The following is a 15,405-nucleotide window of genomic DNA, read 5'->3' on the forward strand; positions in this document are numbered from 1 at the left end:
GCTGCTCACCAGGTCACCGGTACGGCCTCGGGCCCCCGGATCAGCGCACCCTTCTTGAAGGGCACCTGCTCCGGCGGTACGGCCAGTCTGAGGCCCGGAATCCGGTCCAGCAGGGCGTCCACCATGAGTTCCTCCTCCAGCCGGGCCAGCATGTTGCCGGGGCAGAAGTGCGGGCCGAAACCGAAGGAGACATGGGGGTTGGGACTGCGCGAGAAGTCGATCGTCTCCGGGTCGGGGAAGACGTCCGGGTCGCGGTTGGCGGCCAGGTAGGAGTTGTACACCGCGTCGCCCGCGCGGATCCGCACGCCCCGGATCTCCACGTCCACCAGGGCGATGCGGGACAGGCCGACCGCGTTGCGGTGCGGGATCCAGCGCAGTAGCTCGTCGATCGCCTTCGGGCGGATCTCCGGCTCCGCGCGCAGCCGGTCCACCAGGTCGGGGCGGGTCAGCAGCAGATAGAACATCTGGCCGCTGTTGTTGGTGACCGCCTCGCCGCCGATCTGGAGCAGCCCGGCCAGCCCCACGGCCTCCTCCAGGGTGATCTCGCCCCGGCCGACGGCGGCGCCGAGCAGTGAGGTGACGTCCTCGCCCGTGCTGTTCTCGCGCAGCCCGATGAGGTCGGAGAAGTAGGCGGCCATCTCTCGCTTGGCCTTCTCGCTGACCTCCTTGCCGTTCGAGGAGGACAGGATGAGCTGCGTCCAGGTGTGCATGACGTGCCGGTCGGCGGCCGGGACGCCCATCATCTCGCAGATCACCGCGATCGGGAACGGGCTGAGGATCGTGGCCGTGAGATCGGCCGGCGGCCCGTCCTGGAGGAGTTCGTCGATCAGCTCGTCCAGCATGGCCCGGGCCTTCTCCCGGACCCGCTCCACGCCCTTGGTGGTGAACGCGGGCGCCACCGAGCGGCGCAGCCGGGTGTGGTCGGGCGGGTCGAGGAAGCCGACCGCTCCCGGGTCCGGGATGAAGTGCGGGGCCAGCCGGGTGACCGGCTTGTCCATGACGGCCTCGCGGCTGAAGCGGGCGTCGTTGGTCACCATGCGTACGTCGTCGTACCGGGTCACCAGCCACGCCCAGCCCTCGCCGTTGGGCAGCTGGATGCGGGTGACCGGTCCCTCGCTCATCAGCTCTCTCAGCACCGGGTCGAAGTCCGTCCCGGTCAGATCGAGCGCCGGCCAGTGCCGGATCGGGGGCAGGGTCTCGGTGAGCGTCTCTTCCGTCATGCCGTACTCATGCCGTTTCTCGGTCGGAGCCGCGCCAGCGGCCCAGCGCCATTTCCGCGGTGATGCCGGGTCCGAACCCGGCGAGCAGCCCGCGTGCCCGGTGCTCGGCGCCGCCCTCGTCGAACATCCGGCGCAGCGCGTCCAGCACGACGCCGGAGGCGATGTTGCCGTACTCGGTGAGGGTGGCCCGGCTGAACCGGAACGCGTGCGGGTCGACCCGGAGGAACTTGCTCAGGTCGTCGAGGATGCGCGGCCCGCCCGCGTGGACGATGTAGAAGTCCAGGTCGGACGCGTCCCAGCCGTGCAGGCCCGCGAGGTCCTGCAGCGCCGGGGCGAGCGGCTCCATGGTGGCCGGCACCCGCTTGTCGAGCAGGAAGTGGAAGCCGGTCGCACGGACGTCGTACATGATCCACTCTTCGGTCTTCGGGATCAGGTACGAGCCGTTGCGCTCCAGCTCGATGCCGGTGCCGCCCGTGCCGCGGACCACGGCTGCGGCTATGCCGTCACCGAACAGGCCGTTGGAGAGCAGCGAGCCGACGCCCAGGTCGGTGGGCTGGTAGCACAGCGAGCAGAACTCGCAGGCCACGATGAGCGCGTTGCCGTCGGGGTAGGCCGAGCAGAAGTCGTGGGCGCGGTTGATCGCCGCGCCGCCGGCCGCGCAGCCCAGCTGGGCTATGGGCAGCTGTCGCGTGGTGGGGTCGAAGTCCATTTCGTTGATCAGCCACGCCGTGAGCGAGGGCATCATGAAGCCCGTGCACGAGACGTAGATGATCACGTCGATGTCGGTGGTGAGGAGTTCCGCGTCGTCGAGCGCCCGCTGGATCACCGCGGGGACCCGGGCCTTCGCCTCGGCCTCGTAGAGCTTGTTGCGCTCCTCGAAGCCGGGGTGCTTGAGGGTCTCCTCGATGGGCTGCACGATGTGCCGGGTCTTGACGCCCGTGTTCGCGATCAGCCGTAGCGCGAGCGGCAGTTGTGGATGATCCGCGTGGCGGGAGCGCGCCAGCTCCAGCGTCTCCTCCATCGTGATCACGTGTTCCGGAACCGACACCGCCGGTCTGCACAAAGTCGCCATGAACCGTGCCTGCTTTCGCCGTCCGGAAGGCCTTCGCCCGCCGGTCAGAAGGTGGTTCACCTCAGGAGGTGGTCCACCCACGATCACCCGTCAGGGCGGCGATCTCTCGCCGGACTACTCCAGACCGGGGACACCATGTCGGGGTCGGAGAAGAAGCCGCACGTCGCGCGGGGGAGAACAGCGCGACGGACAGGGTGATCCCGGCCGGCCGCCGGGCCCCCGACGGACACGGTTGCGACCTGACGGCCGACGGACGGCGTCGGTGCGGGCAGCGACCGGCGGAGCAGGCTCTGGGCAGCCCCGAGCGTGGGCGCGACGAGTCACGGCGCACCTGCACCCGAAACGGGGTCGAAACCCCTACGGCGTCCCACTGCTGTGCGCGATGCACGCCACGTCGATACGATCCGCGAGCTTGGCCAGCTCGATGGTGAGCGCGGCGACCGTGTCCTCGTCCAGCCCCTGCTCCCCGGCCTCCACGAGCCGCAGCCACCGCCCGCCCACGGTCCGCAGCAACCTGCTCACGTCGGCGGCGGCCACCTGCAAGGTCCCGCGGTCGTCGACGATCAGAGGCAGAGTCACTTCGCGGTTCACGAATGGGATGGTAGCCCCGCAGCGCTCACAGCCCCTGCCAAACCGTGGTGATGTTGCAGAACTCCCGGATTCCGTGCCCGGACAGCTCACGGCCGTACCCCGAGCGCTTGACACCTCCGAACGGGAACGCCGGGTGGGAGGCGGTCATCCCGTTGACGAACACCGAACCGGCCTCCAGATCACGGGCGCACCGCGCCACCTCGTGCTCGTCCCGCGTCCACACGTTGGAACTCAGCCCGAACGGCGAGTCGTTGGCGATGAGCAGCGCCTCGTCCAGGTCACCGGCCCGGTACAGCGTGGCCACCGGGCCGAACGCCTCCTCCCGGTGGATGCGCATGTCCCGGTGGATGCCGGCGAGCACGGTCGGCGGGTAGTACCAGCCCGGTCCGTCCGGCCGTTGCCCCCCGCACAACACCTCGGCCCCGCCGCGCCGGGCGTCGTCGACCAGTTCCTCCAGATCGGCGCGCCCCTGCTCGGAGGAGAGCGGCCCGACCTCGGTGTCCTCCTCCAGCGGGTCACCGACCTTGAGCGCCTTCATGCCCGCGACGAACCTCTCGGCGAAGGCGTCGTACACGTCCGTGTGCACGATGAACCGCTTCGCGGCGATACACGACTGCCCGTTGTTCTGCACGCGCGCGGTGACCGCGACCTCGGCGGCCCGGTCCACGTCGGCGGAGGGCAGCACGATGTAGGGGTCGCTGCCGCCGAGCTCCAGCACCGTCTTCTTGACCATCTCGCCGGCGGTGGAGGCGACCGCCCGGCCCGCGGGCTCACTGCCCGTCAGGGTGGCCGCCTTCACCCGCTCGTCGCGCAGGATGTCGTCCACCGCGCCCGCCCCGATCAGCAGCGTCTGGAAGCAGCCCTCCGTGAAGCCCGCCCGGTGGAACAGATCCTCCAGGTACAGGGCCGTCTGGGGGACGTTGGAGGCGTGTTTGAGCAGGCCCACGTTGCCCGCCATCAGCGCGGGCGCCGCGAACCGTACGACCTGCCAGAGCGGGAAGTTCCACGGCATGACCGCGAGCACCGGTCCGAGCGGCCGGTAGCGCACCCGGACCCGGGACGCCCCGGAGTCCCGGGCGTCCGAGGCGGCGGGCTCCTCGTCGGCCAGCAGCGCCTCGGCGTGCGCGGCGTACCAGCGCATCGCCTTCGCGCACTTCGCGGCCTCCGCGCGCGCCTGCTTGACCGGCTTGCCCATCTCCAGGGTCATGGTCCGGGCGATCTCCGGCTGGTCCTCGTCCAGCAGATCGGCGGCCTTGTCCATCAGGCGGGCCCGCTCGGCGAACGTGGTCGTCCGGTACGTGCGGAACGTGGCCTCGGCGAGCTGGAGCCGGCGCTGAAGCTCCTCCTCGCCCATGGGCTCGTACGTCTTGAGCGTCTCGCCGTTCGCCGGGTTCACCGTCGCGATGGGCATGGCTGACCTCCCTGGGAGCGGGCTTGTCTCGACCTTCGCGCGCGGGCGTGCTGTCCGCAACGCGTGAGCCCCTCCTCAGCCCGAGTGCTCCGCCAGCCGGTCGAGAAACGCCGCCTGCGCGGTGATGATCAGCTCCCGGGCCCGGCCGAGGCCCAGCCAGGCCACCCGGTCCAGCTCGGGGAACTCCTGCAACCGGCCGGACCTCGGCGGCCACTCCATGGTGAAGCTGCCGGGGTCGAAACCCGACAGGTCCAGGTCCGCCGCCACCGCCCACGCCGTGACGATCTTTCCGCCCCGCTGCACGACCTCGCCCAGCGGTACGGCCTCCCCGTCGGGCGGCGCCAGCCCCAGCTCCTCCCGGAACTCGCGCCGGGCCGCCTCCCAGGCGGGCTCCTCGGGTGCGTACTCGCCCTTGGGGACCGTCCACGCCCCCGCGTCCTTCTTCGCCCACAGCGGGCCACCCATATGGCCCAGCAGCACCTGAAGTCCCTCATCGGTGTGCCGGAACATCAGCAGTCCTGCGCTGCGCTTCGCCGCACGCGCCGTCACGGTGTGACCTCCGGGTGGGCCGCCAGCAGAGCCTCCACCGTATCGGCCTCCTCGGGCCGTTTGTCCTCGCGGTAGCGGACCACGCGGGCGAAGCGCAGGGTGACGCCGGCCGGGTAGCGGGAGGAGCGCTGCAGGCCGTCGTAGGCGATCTCCACGACGAGTTCGGGGCGGACCCGGACCACCCAGCCGTCGTCCTCGACGGCCAGCTCCCGCAGCCGCTTCGTCTGCCAGGCGAGCATCACGTCGGTCATGCCCTTGAAGGTCTTGCCCAGCATGGCGAAGCCGCCGTCGGCGGTGCGGGCACCCAGGTGGAGATTGGAGAGCTTGCCGGTGCGGCGGCCGTGGCCCCACTCGGCGGCCAGCACCACCAGGTCGAGGGTGTGCACGGGCTTGACCTTCAGCCACGCGGCGCCGCGCCGGCCCGCGCTGTAGGGAGCGGCCAGCGCCTTCACCACCACGCCCTCGTGCCCGCGGGCCAGCGTCTCGGCGAGGAAGCGTTCCGCCTCCGCGATGTCCTCAGGTCCCCGCGCCACGGTACGACGCACCCGCATCGGCTCGGGCACCAGCCGCGCCAGCTCCGCGTGCCGTTCGGCGAACGGCAGGTCCAGCAGATCGCGGCCGGCGACGGCCAGGACGTCGAAGAAGACGGGGGAGACCGGGACCTGACCGGCCGCCTTCGCCACGTCCGTGCGCGACCCGACCCGGCCCGCGGTCTCCTGGAAGGAGCGCGGGCGGCCGTCCGCGCCGAAGGAGATCACCTCGCCGTCCAGGACGAACCGATCAGCCGCCAACTCCCGTGCAACGGCGGTCACTTCGGGCAGCCGGTCGGTGATGTCGTCCAGGGTGCGGGTGTGCACCCGGACCGCGTCGCCGTCCCGGTGGACCTGCACCCGGATGCCGTCCAGCTTCTCCTCCACCGCGCACGCGCCCAGCTTCCGCACCGCCTCGGCGACCGAGGACGCGCTCTGCGCCAGCATCGGCAGCACCGGCCGGCCGACGGTGAGCCCGAACCGCTCCAGCGCCCCCGGCCCCTCGGCGAGCAGTGCCCGGGCGACCGTCTGCAGCGAACCGGCGAGCATCACCGCCCGCCGCACGCCGGCCGGGTCCGCGCCGGTCGCCCGGGCGAGGCCCTCCACCGCGACCGCGTCCAGCGCGCCCTGCCGGACCTCGCCGGTGAGCAGCCCGCGCAGAAAGCGCTGCTCCTCCTCGGTGGCCGCGCCCATCAGCGCGCCGACGATCCGGGTCCGCTCCGCCTGCGCGCCCGGCCCGGAGACCGAGCCCAGCTCGGTGAGCAGGGCGTCGACCTCCTGGACGGTGAGGGCGGGCCCGGCGGCCGGCGGCACCGCGCGGCTCAGCACCCTCCAGCCGACACCGATCCGCCCCTGCGGCAGCCGTCCGGCCAGATACGGGATGACGATCGGCACGTCGTCCGCCGCCGCGTCCCGGAACAGCTCCGCGAGCAACTCCGTCTTACGGGACCGGGCCGCCGTCGCGGCGACGTCCCGGGACACCTGAGCGAGCCGGGCAAGCAGCATGGAGCCATCGTGCCTCAGCGCTCCGCCGGGTGCGCGGTCCTTGCCTGCGGCTGCGGCTGCGGCTGCGGCTGCGGCTGCGCGCCGCCGGGCGGGCCGCGGTGTCGTCGTTCGTCCGCGGCGCCGTCGGGGCCGGTCGCGCCCACGCGGCGGTAGCCGCATATCAGACACGGCCCGCGCCGTTACCGTCGGACCGCCGCGTCGAGGTCCGCCATCAGCAGCTCCCCGTTGATCGCCGCCCCCGCCCGGTACCCGCGGCTGGCCGCGTTGATCACCTGTTCGGCGAAGCCGCTCGCGTTGCCCGCCGTCCAGAGGCCGGGCACGGTCGTCAGGCCGCGTTCGTCGATCACCGGGTAGCTGCCGAACGGGGTCTCGCGCAGCTCGGCGCCCAGCCGCACGAGGAGGTCGTTCCGGGGGACGGCGCGCGGGGCGGTGTAGAGCACCTCACGGTCGTGGACCGTGCCGTCCGCCAGTCGGACCCCGGCGAGCCGGTCACCGGTGACGACGAGTTCCGCCACCTCGCCGGGCACGACCGCGACCCCGGCGGCGGCCAGCCGGCGCAGATCGCCGTCCGTCAGCTCCGACTCGCTCACCTGGTGCAGGAAGAACCGCACGTCCTTCGTCCACTGGGTCACCATCAGTGCCTGGTGCACGCTCAGCGGCGAGGTCGCGAGCACGCCGGTCGGCAGGTCGCGGGCCTCCCAGCCGTGGCAGTACGGGCAGTGCACCACGTCCCGGCCGAATCGGTCGGCCAGCCCCGGGACCTCGGGCAGTTCGTCCGTCAGGCCGGTGGCGATCACCAGCTGACGGGCCCGTACCGTCCGGCCGCCGGCAAGCCGCGCCGTAAAGCCTTTCCCGTCCCGGTCCGCGTCCACCACCCGGTCCCGGACCAGCTCCACGCCGTACCGGGCGATCTCCGCACGGCCGGCCGCCAGGAACTCCGCCGGGGACATGCCGTCGCGGGACAGATAGCCCTGCATGTGGGCGCTCGGCGCGTTGCGCGGCTCGCCGGCGTCGACGACCAGGGTGCGACGCCGGGCCCGGCCGAGGACCAGTGCGGCGGACAGCCCGGCGGCTCCGCCTCCGACGACGACCACTTCGTACGCGTACCTGTTGTTCTCCGTCATGCCGCGACCGTGGCTCGATCGCCGCGGTATTGACAAACGTATTTGCCGTTTCTGCAATAGAGGCATGAGCACTGACGACGTACTGGCGGAGGTGGGTGCCCGGCTGCGCCGCATCCGCAAGGAGCGGGAGGTGACCCTGGCCGTGCTGTCGGAGGCGACCGGGATCTCCGTGAGCACGCTGTCCCGGCTGGAGTCCGGCCTGCGCAAGCCCAGCCTGGAGCTGCTGCTGCCGATCGCCCAGGCGCATCAGGTGCCGCTGGACGAACTGGTCGGCGCGCCGCCGGCGGGGGACCCGAGGGTGCGGGCCAAGCCGATCGTGCGGGGCGGGCGCACCCACTGGCCGCTGACCCGCCAGCCCGGCGGCCTGCAGGCCTTCAAGGTGCTCGAACCGCAGCGCCATCAGGAGCCCGACCCGCGCACCCACGAGGGCTACGAGTGGCTGTACGTGCTCTCGGGCCGGCTCCGGCTGGTCCTCGGCGAGCACGACGTGGTGCTGGCGGCGGGGGAGGCTGCCGAGTTCGACACGCGCGTGCCGCACTGGTTCGGGTCGACGGGGGAGGGGCCGGTGGAGTTCCTCAGCCTGTTCGGGCCCCAGGGGGAGCGGATGCACGTACGGGCCCGGCCGACGTCCCGGAAGTGACGCAGTTCCCTCATGGGCGACTGTTCCCTGATCGGCAAGCGACCGCTTAGTATGCCGTCGGACCCGGTCAGACGAAGCAGTCCCGTGGAGGCCCCGCATGCAGGCATGGCAAGTGCACGAGAACGGCGAGCCGAGCGAGGTGATGCGCCTCGCGGAGGTGGACCCGCCCACGCCCGGCGAGGGCCAGGTGCTGCTGCGGGTACGCGCCGCCAACATCAACTTCCCGGACGCCCTGCTGTGCCGGGGCCAGTACCAGGTGCGCCCCCCGCTGCCGTTCACGCCCGGCGTGGAGATCTGCGGCGAGACCGAGGACGGCCGCCGGGTGATCGCCAACCCCGCGCTGCCGTACGGCGGTTTCGCCGAGTACGCCCTCGCCGACGCCCGCGCCCTGCTGCCCGCACCCGAGTCGCTGGACGACGCCGAGGCCGCCGCGCTGCACATCGGCTACCAGACGGGCTGGTTCGGCCTGCACCGCCGGGCACACATCGAGGCCGGCGAGACCCTGCTGGTGCACGCCGCCGCCGGCGGTGTCGGCAGCGCCGCCGTCCAGCTCGGCAAGGCGGCCGGAGCCACCGTGATCGGTGTCGTCGGCGGCGCGGACAAGGCCGCCGTCGCCCGTGAGCTGGGCTGTGACGTGGTCGTCGACCGCCGCAGCGAGGACGTGATCGCGGCCGTGAAGGAGGCCACCGGCGGCCGGGGCGCCGACGTCATCTACGACCCCGTCGGCGGCGAGGCCTACGCACAGTCCGCCAAGCTGGTCGCCTTCGAGGGCCGGATCGTCGTCGTCGGCTTCGCCAGCGGCACCATCCCGAGCCCCGGCCTCAACCACGCCCTGGTGAAGAACTACTCGATCCTCGGCCTGCACTGGGGCCTGTACGCCACCAAGAACCCGAAGCTCATCCTGCACTGCCACGAGGAACTGACCGCACTGGCCGCCCGGGGCGCGATCAAGCCCCTGGTGAGCGAGCGGGTACCGCTGAGCGAGGCCGCCCGGGCCGTGCAGAAGGTGGCGGACGGCCGGTCCACCGGCCGGATCGCCGTGGTGATGGAGGGAGCAGCATGACCGACGCCGACGAACTGGTCCGCCGCACACGCGAGTTGCTCGACCAGAACCCGCCCGCGAGCACCGACCGGCTGGAATTCCTGCGGGCCCGCTTCGACGCCGGCCTCGCCTGGGTGCACTACCCGCAGGGCCTCGGCGGACTGGGCGCCCCCCGCCACCTCCAGGTCGTCGTGGACGCCGAGCTGGAGGCCGCCGGCGCCCCCGACAACGACGCGCGCCGCAACGGCATCGGGCTCGGCATGGCTGCCCCGACCATCCTCAAGTACGGCACCGAGGAGCAGAAGCAGCGCTATCTGCGGCCGCTGTGGACGGGGGAGGAGGTCTGGTGCCAGCTGTTCAGTGAGCCCGGCGCCGGCTCCGACCTCGCCGCGCTCGGCACCCGGGCCGTCCGGGAAGGCGACAACTGGGTCGTCAACGGGCAGAAGGTGTGGACGTCCGGCGCGCACAACGCCCGCTGGGCCATCCTCATCGCCCGCACCGACCCGGCCGTGCCCAAGCACGCGGGCATCACGTACTTCCTGTGCGACATGACCGACCCGGGCGTCGACGTCCGGCCGCTGCGCCAGATCACCGGCGAGGCCGAGTTCAACGAGGTCTTCCTCACCGACGTCCGCATCCCCGATTCCCGTCGCCTCGGCGAGATCGGCGACGGCTGGCGGGTCGCCCAGACCACCCTCAACAACGAGCGCGTGGCCATCGGCGGCATGCGGCTGCCCCGCGAGGGCGGCATGATCGGCCCGGTCGCGAAGACCTGGCGCGAGCGTCCCGAGCTGCGCACCCACGACCTGCACCAGCGCCTGCTGAAGCTGTGGGTCGAGGCCGAGGTCTCGCGCCTCACCGCCGAGCGCCTGCGCCAGCAGCTCGTGGCCGGACAGCCCGGCCCCGAGGGCGCCGGCATGAAGCTCGCCTTCGCCCGCCTCAACCAGGAGATCAGCGGCTTGGAGGTCGAACTGCGGGGCGAGGAAGGCCTGTTGTACGACGACTGGACCATGCGCCGCCCCGAACTGGTCGACTTCACCGGCCGGGACGCCGGCTACCGCTATCTGCGCGCCAAGGGCAACAGCATCGAGGGCGGGACCAGCGAGGTCCTGCTGAACATCGTCGCCGAGCGCGTCCTCGGCCTGCCCGCCGAGCCGCGCACCGACAAGGACGTCGCCTGGAAGGACCTCGCCCGATGACCGATCTTCTCTACTCCGAGGAGGAAGAGGCGCTGCGGGCCGCCGTACGGGACCTGCTCACGGACCACTGCGCCCCGGCCGACGTCCTCGGCCGCGTCGTGTCGGACACCCCGCACGACCTCGCCCTGTGGAAGCTGCTCGCCGACGGCATGGGCCTGGCCGGCCTCCTGGTGCCCGAGGCACAGGGCGGCCAGGGCGCCTCGCATCGGGAAGTGGCCGTCGTCCTGGAGGAGTTGGGCCGCGCGGTCGCCCCCGTGCCCTACCTCACCAGTGCCGTCGTGGCCACCGAGGCCCTGCTGGCCTGCGGCGAGGCGGAACTGCTGAGCCGCCTGGCCTCGGGGCGCACCATCGGCGCCCTCGCCGTCGGACTGCACACGGCACCGGGCGCCGCCTTCACGGCCGTACGGCTCGAAAACGGCGTACTGCACGGCGAGTTGACCGGCATCGCCGACGCGGCCGTGGCCGACCTGCTGCTCGTCCCGGCCGACGACGGCGGCCTGTACGCCGTCACCGCCGACGCGGTGACCGTCACCCCGCAGGTCTCCTTCGACCTGACCCGCCCGCTGGCGACCGTACGGCTGGAGGGCGCCCCCGGCCGCCGTATCGGCGACGCCCAACCGGCCGTACGACGGGCCCTGCGCGCCGCCGCCGGACTGCTCGCCTCCGAACAACTGGGCGTCGCCGACTGGGCGTTGACCGAGACGGTCCGCTACCTGAAGGAGCGCAAGCAGTTCAACCGGCCGGTCGGCGGCTTCCAGGCGCTCAAGCACCGGCTCGCCCAGCTGTGGCTGGAGACGGTCAACCTCCGGGCGGCCGCGCGCGCCGCCGCCGACGCGCTCGCCTCCGGCGAGGACACGGAGATCTCCGTCGCCGTCGCCCAGGCGTACGCGGCTCCCGTCGCCGTCCACGCCACGGAAGAGGCCGTGCAGCTGCACGCCGGTATCGGCATGACCTGGGAGCACCCGGCCCACCTGTATCTGAAGCGGGCCAAGGCGGACTCGATCGCCTACGGCACGGCGGGCGCGCACCGGGAGGCGCTGGCCGGGCTGGTCGACCTCCAGACACCCTGACGTCACCCGAGCGAAGCCCGCCCCGCCTGGGGCGGGCTTCTTCACGTGCCTGCTCCGCGGAGGTGAACAACGCGCCAACTCCCCGCGAGACAGCATCCGTTGAGTGGCGAGTGCACGCATACTCTCCCCGGTCCCATCCGGCACCTCAAGGGAGGCAGAGCATGGCCCTCACCACCCGACGCAGAGCCCTCGGCACCCTCGGCGCCCTCGGCGCCGCCCTCGCCGGCGCGGTCGCGCTGCCCGCGGCACAGGCCTGGGCGGGCGGTTCCCAGCGGGGTCCGCACCCGCTGTGGAACGCCCACGCCCACAACGACTACGAGCACCCGCATCCCCTGTTCGACGCGCTCGGCCACCGCTTCAACAGCGTCGAGGGCGACATCTTCCTCGTCGGCGACCAGCTCCTCATCGGTCACGACACCTCCGAGCTGGACCCGTCCCGCACCCTCGAATCCCTCTACCTCGACCCGCTGGCCGCGCTCGTGAAGGCCAACCACGGCTCGGTGTACCGGGGTTGGCACCGGCCGCTGCAGCTCCTCATCGACATCAAGACCGAGGGCTCCTCGACCTACCTCGAACTCGACCGCCATCTGCGCCGCTACCCGCACCTGTTCACCCGGTACGACCGCGGCCGTGTCCACCGCGGACCCGTCACCGCCGTCGTCTCCGGCGACCGTGCCGCCCGCATCCCCATGGCGGCGCAGGAAGAGCGACGGGCCTTCTACGACGGCCGGCTCACCGACCTCGGCGGCACCGCCCCCGCCTCCTTCATCTCGCTGATCAGCGACAACTGGACCCAGAACTTCACCTGGACGGGGGCAGGCGCGTTCCCCGACACCGAGCGGCAGAAGCTGCGCGGCATCACCGCCGCCGCGCACGCGCACGGGCAGCGGGTGCGGTTCTGGGCCACCCCGGATGCCGCGGGCCGGGCCCGCGACGCCCTGTGGACGGAACTGCTCTCCGCCGGCGTCGACTACCTCAACACCGACGACCTGGCCGGCGCGGAGACCTTCCTGGACGCCCACCCCTCCGCGTAACACCACACGATCGGGGGACACGTCAGCTGCCCGGACGAACCCTCCGCTACGCCACACTTGCGGCCGAACGCCGTCAAAGGGCGCGGCGGAGGAGGTTCCCGATGGCCGTTTCCATCTCTGTGGTGCTGTTGCTCACGATCCTGGCCGTGATCTTCTTGCGCAACGGCGGGCTGAAGATCTCCCACGCGCTGGTCTGCATGGTGCTCGGCTTCTTCCTGGCCGGCTCCAGCATGGCGCCCACCATCAGCAGCACGCTCACCGCGACCGCCGACCTGGTCAGCAGCCTGCGGCCCTGAGCCGTACACCCTCACCGATCGGAGAAGACGCCGATGCCGTTCGCGACGGGACGCTCGGCACCGCCGCTCGGATGGTTGCGGACCGTCACGGCGCGCGCGCCCGCGTTCCGGGTGACCAGCTCCGTCGAGCCGCCGCCGTCGAGGTTGAACGCGTCGGACGCGCCCAGCGAGCGCATGGTGGCCGCCTCCTCCGCGACCGTCATCCCGGTGCGATAGGCGGCGGCGCCGTCCAGCGCGAGGATCAGCATCTGCCGTCCGCCGTCCTTGAAGCCCACGACCGTGCGCACCGCCGAGGTGCCGTCGTCCAGGCCGGACAGCGCCGTGCCGTCGCGCAGCACCGGGAAGCCGCCGACCGCGAACGCGTACGGCACCCCGGACGACGCCGCCACCAGGGTGTGCGTGACCGTCACCGCGTCCCCGACACCGAGCTTGCGCAAGCGCCGCGCGCCCTCCTCGCGGCCCAGCAGGACCGTGGTGCCCGCCGGGATCGAGCCGCTGCCCGGGGTGTCCGCGGCCGAGACGACCCGGCCGTCCCGGACCTGCACCTCGTAGGTGTCGGTGCTGCACGGCGCCGAGCGCCGGGTGTCCGTGCCGCAGACGGCGCGCTCGCGGGACGCGCTGCCCCAGCGGGAGGTGAAGGCGCCGACGGAGTTCTCCGGCAGCGCGTACTGGTTCAGGCCCTTCAGGGTGAGCCGGCCCTCCGGTGTGGTGACGGTGCCGGCGAGGGAGAGCCGGTCCAGCCGGGCCCGCCCGTCCGTGCCGACGCCGAAGACGTCCTGGGTGTTCGTCCCCTGGGGCAGCGTGGGCCCGAACCGCTGGCCGTCCGGCACCGCCGCCTTGAGCACGTGCCCGTCCGCGATCGCCGGTCCGACACTCGCGCCGGTGGCCTCCACACCCGGATGCTGCGTCTCGGTGATGTTGAAGAAGTCACCGTTGACCCCCGCGACCGCTCCGGCCGAGTCCGCCATCCGGGAGACGGTGGCCCGGGCCGCCACCGCGCCCGGGTACAGCAGATCGACGCGGACATGCGGATCGCCCAGGTCGACCGTGAGGAGATGGGCGTGCGCCGGGCCCGCGGCCGCGGCGACGTCGAACTGCCGGTACGTGACCCCGGGCGCGATCCGCCGGCCCGCCGGTACGGCACCGGCCGGCGCCGCCCCCGCCAGGGCCGCACCGGCCAGCACACCGAACGCAGTGACCACCGTGAGAACCGCTCTCGCCGCTGCCGTACGCCTGCTGCGTCCTGTCACCGTGTCCCCTGATGTCTCGTCAACTGTCCCTGGACAAGGGCCTAGGGGCAGTTGAGCAGACGGGGACGCACGGCGGGCCGACTAGGCGTCGACTACGCGAGAACGAGTGAGAAAACGCACCCCCTCGGGTGCCTCCAGCGAGAAGCCGCTGCCGCGCCCTGGTACGACGTCGACGATCAGCCGGGTGTGGCTCCACGCCTGGTACTGGCTGCGGGACATCCAGAAGGTGACCGGTTCCGCCACGCCGTCCACCGTCAGCTCCGCCAGCAGCACGTCCGAACCGCCGGTGCGGAACTCACCGTCCGGGTAGCACATGGGCGCGCTGCCGTCACAGCAGCCGCCGGACTGGTGGAACATCAGCGGACCGTGCTCGGCACGCAACTTCCGCACCAGCTCCGCGGCCCGCGGGGTGAGTTCGACGCGGGGGACTACCTCTTCCATGGTCACCGTCCTGGAGAGCCGGGGGCGCGGGGCGCCGGACCCGGTCCAGTCTCACGGCTCGTCACCGAGGCGTCCAGAAGGCGGTGTTGTGTCCCTCGAACGGGTGGCTGCGCGGCTGGGGCCTGGACCCCAGCGCCTTCGGCAGCGCCCCGGTCGGCACCGCGGCCCTCGCCCCGGTTCTGGACGGCGTACCCGCCTTCATCGATCTGTTCGACGCGCACTCGGCGCCGGCCGGCGAGCGCGCGCTGGAACGCGCCGGCATCGACGGCCCGCGCCGCTTCGCGCAGGGCTCCGAGATCGTCTGCGATGCCGCCGGCCGGCCCACCGGACCGCTGCTGGAGGACGTGGCCTGCGCACTCGTCGAGGCCGTCGCCTCCCGGCCCACCGAGGCCGAGGTGCGCGCCCGCTCCGCCGAGGTGCTGCGTGCCATGGCCGCGTCCGGCCTCACCGGCCGGCACGCGATGGACGCCGACGGGGACAGCCTCGCCGGTCACGCCGCGCCGGAGGCCCAGGACGCCCTGCCCCTGCGGCCGCGCATCGCGCCCTGGTGCCGGCCGGAGACGGACGACGCCGCCGTGGCCGAGCTGATCCGGCTCCAGGGGACCGGCGGCACGCTGTGGCGGGTGGCGGGCGTGAAGCTGTTCATGGACGGCACCATCGACAACGGCACCGCCTGGCTGGAGACCCCCGACTGCCACGGCGCGTCCGCTCACGCCTACTGGCCCGACCCGCAGCGCTGCACCCAGGTGATCACGGCCCTGCACCGCGCCGGTGTGCCGACGGCCGCGCACGCCATCGGGAACGCGGCCGTGCGCCACGTGCCCGACCCGGTGGAGCCGCGGGGGAGGAGGACCGCGCGGGCCGGGTCGCCGTCGGATACCGGGCCGACCTGACCGTGCCGGCGGAGGATCCGCCGAGGGTGGGGGACACG

Annotated in this window: 15 protein-coding genes and 2 pseudogenes; 8 read left to right on the top strand and 9 right to left on the bottom strand. The window is 72.7% G+C overall.

Annotated features, from left to right (window positions below; translation table 11 throughout):
- Window positions 1-5: 5 nt before the first annotated feature.
- From LE548_RS23465 to LE548_RS23495, 7 genes are all read right to left on the bottom strand, one after another.
- A complete protein-coding gene (locus LE548_RS23465) occupies window positions 6-1,220 on the bottom strand; it encodes a cytochrome P450 (protein WP_225098916.1) in 1,215 nt (404 codons plus the stop codon).
- Between the two features lie 7 nt (window positions 1,221-1,227).
- The gene (locus tag LE548_RS23470; protein ID WP_263636487.1) at window positions 1,228-2,340 is read right to left on the bottom strand and encodes a type III polyketide synthase; all 1,113 of its coding nucleotides are present in this window, start codon (window positions 2,338-2,340) and stop codon (window positions 1,228-1,230) included.
- A 309-nt stretch (window positions 2,341-2,649) separates the two neighbouring features.
- Entirely contained in the window at window positions 2,650-2,883 is a 234-nt protein-coding gene (locus LE548_RS23475; protein ID WP_225098918.1) for a DUF6213 family protein, read from the bottom strand.
- Window positions 2,884-2,908: 25 nt separating this feature from the next.
- Window positions 2,909-4,294 carry an NADP-dependent succinic semialdehyde dehydrogenase gene (locus LE548_RS23480; protein ID WP_225098919.1) on the bottom strand — a complete coding sequence of 462 codons (1,386 nt, stop codon included), beginning with the start codon at window positions 4,292-4,294 and terminating at the stop codon, window positions 2,909-2,911.
- Window positions 4,295-4,369: 75 nt separating this feature from the next.
- Window positions 4,370-4,843: an NUDIX domain-containing protein gene (locus tag LE548_RS23485; RefSeq protein ID WP_225098920.1), complete on the bottom strand. Its 474-nt coding sequence runs from the start codon at window positions 4,841-4,843 to the stop codon at window positions 4,370-4,372.
- Window positions 4,840-6,378, bottom strand: a complete 1,539-nt coding sequence (locus tag LE548_RS23490) for an ATP-dependent DNA ligase (protein ID WP_225098921.1) — start codon at window positions 6,376-6,378, stop codon at window positions 4,840-4,842. The genes LE548_RS23485 and LE548_RS23490 overlap by 4 nt, the downstream gene beginning before the upstream one ends.
- 179 nt (window positions 6,379-6,557) lie before the next feature.
- Window positions 6,558-7,502: an NAD(P)/FAD-dependent oxidoreductase gene (locus tag LE548_RS23495; RefSeq protein WP_225098922.1), complete on the bottom strand. Its 945-nt coding sequence runs from the start codon at window positions 7,500-7,502 to the stop codon at window positions 6,558-6,560.
- Between the two features lie 64 nt (window positions 7,503-7,566).
- Here LE548_RS23495 and LE548_RS23500 point away from each other — a divergent pair, with 64 nt between their 5' ends.
- The 6 genes from LE548_RS23500 to LE548_RS23525 all read left to right on the top strand — a co-directional run bounded on the left by LE548_RS23500 (window position 7,567) and on the right by LE548_RS23525 (window position 12,783).
- Window positions 7,567-8,142: a helix-turn-helix domain-containing protein gene (locus LE548_RS23500; RefSeq protein ID WP_225098923.1), complete on the top strand. Its 576-nt coding sequence runs from the start codon at window positions 7,567-7,569 to the stop codon at window positions 8,140-8,142.
- Between the two features lie 97 nt (window positions 8,143-8,239).
- The gene (locus LE548_RS23505) at window positions 8,240-9,205 is read left to right on the top strand and encodes an NADPH:quinone oxidoreductase family protein (protein WP_225098924.1); all 966 of its coding nucleotides are present in this window, start codon (window positions 8,240-8,242) and stop codon (window positions 9,203-9,205) included.
- Window positions 9,202-10,383: an acyl-CoA dehydrogenase family protein gene (locus tag LE548_RS23510; RefSeq protein WP_225098925.1), complete on the top strand. Its 1,182-nt coding sequence runs from the start codon at window positions 9,202-9,204 to the stop codon at window positions 10,381-10,383. Before LE548_RS23505 ends, LE548_RS23510 begins: the two co-directional genes overlap by 4 nt.
- On the top strand, window positions 10,380-11,453 hold the full coding sequence (locus tag LE548_RS23515) for an acyl-CoA dehydrogenase family protein (protein WP_225098926.1): 1,074 nt from the start codon (window positions 10,380-10,382) through the stop codon (window positions 11,451-11,453). The genes LE548_RS23510 and LE548_RS23515 overlap by 4 nt, the downstream gene beginning before the upstream one ends.
- 161 nt (window positions 11,454-11,614) lie before the next feature.
- A complete protein-coding gene (locus LE548_RS23520; RefSeq protein WP_225098927.1) occupies window positions 11,615-12,487 on the top strand; it encodes a phosphatidylinositol-specific phospholipase C/glycerophosphodiester phosphodiesterase family protein in 873 nt (290 codons plus the stop codon).
- Window positions 12,488-12,588: 101 nt separating this feature from the next.
- Complete coding sequence (locus LE548_RS23525; protein WP_225098928.1) at window positions 12,589-12,783, top strand: hypothetical protein; 195 nt, start codon at window positions 12,589-12,591, stop codon at window positions 12,781-12,783.
- A gap of 11 nt (window positions 12,784-12,794) precedes the next feature.
- On the opposite strand, the gene LE548_RS23530 is transcribed toward LE548_RS23525, so the two are convergent.
- Window positions 12,795-13,985: a phosphodiester glycosidase family protein gene (locus LE548_RS23530; protein WP_225098929.1), complete on the bottom strand. Its 1,191-nt coding sequence runs from the start codon at window positions 13,983-13,985 to the stop codon at window positions 12,795-12,797.
- 129 nt (window positions 13,986-14,114) lie between these two features.
- A complete protein-coding gene (locus tag LE548_RS23535) occupies window positions 14,115-14,474 on the bottom strand; it encodes a DUF779 domain-containing protein (protein WP_225098930.1) in 360 nt (119 codons plus the stop codon).
- A gap of 104 nt (window positions 14,475-14,578) precedes the next feature.
- On the opposite strand from LE548_RS23535, the pseudogene LE548_RS23540 reads away from it, so the two are divergent.
- Both LE548_RS23540 and LE548_RS46560 read left to right on the top strand, forming a co-directional pair.
- A pseudogene (locus LE548_RS23540) lies at window positions 14,579-15,310 on the top strand (amidohydrolase family protein); the annotation flags it as partial.
- Between the two features lie 44 nt (window positions 15,311-15,354).
- Window positions 15,355-15,399 (top strand): annotated as a pseudogene (locus LE548_RS46560) (hypothetical protein); the annotation flags it as partial.
- Window positions 15,400-15,405 lie beyond the last annotated feature (6 nt).

It is taken from the genome of Streptomyces sp. CoH27, from assembly GCF_020181035.1.
In the GTDB taxonomy this organism is placed as follows: Bacteria; Actinomycetota; Actinomycetes; order Streptomycetales; family Streptomycetaceae; genus Streptomyces; species Streptomyces camelliae.

Bases quoted from the DNA above. Each gene is read 5' to 3' on its own strand.
- LE548_RS23465 (WP_225098916.1), bottom strand. From the start codon at position 1,220: ATGACGGAAGAGACGCTCACCGAGACCCTGCCCCCGATCCGGCACTGG.
- LE548_RS23480 (WP_225098919.1), bottom strand. From the start codon at position 4,294: ATGCCCATCGCGACGGTGAACCCGGCGAACGGCGAGACGCTCAAGACG.
- LE548_RS23490 (WP_225098921.1), bottom strand. From the start codon at position 6,378: ATGCTGCTTGCCCGGCTCGCTCAGGTGTCCCGGGACGTCGCCGCGACG.
- LE548_RS23495 (WP_225098922.1), bottom strand. From the start codon at position 7,502: ATGACGGAGAACAACAGGTACGCGTACGAAGTGGTCGTCGTCGGAGGC.
- LE548_RS23500 (WP_225098923.1), top strand. From the start codon at position 7,567: ATGAGCACTGACGACGTACTGGCGGAGGTGGGTGCCCGGCTGCGCCGC.
- LE548_RS23505 (WP_225098924.1), top strand. From the start codon at position 8,240: ATGCAGGCATGGCAAGTGCACGAGAACGGCGAGCCGAGCGAGGTGATG.
- LE548_RS23510 (WP_225098925.1), top strand. From the start codon at position 9,202: ATGACCGACGCCGACGAACTGGTCCGCCGCACACGCGAGTTGCTCGAC.
- LE548_RS23515 (WP_225098926.1), top strand. From the start codon at position 10,380: ATGACCGATCTTCTCTACTCCGAGGAGGAAGAGGCGCTGCGGGCCGCC.
- LE548_RS23520 (WP_225098927.1), top strand. From the start codon at position 11,615: ATGGCCCTCACCACCCGACGCAGAGCCCTCGGCACCCTCGGCGCCCTC.
- LE548_RS23525 (WP_225098928.1), top strand. From the start codon at position 12,589: ATGGCCGTTTCCATCTCTGTGGTGCTGTTGCTCACGATCCTGGCCGTG.
- LE548_RS23535 (WP_225098930.1), bottom strand. From the start codon at position 14,474: ATGGAAGAGGTAGTCCCCCGCGTCGAACTCACCCCGCGGGCCGCGGAG.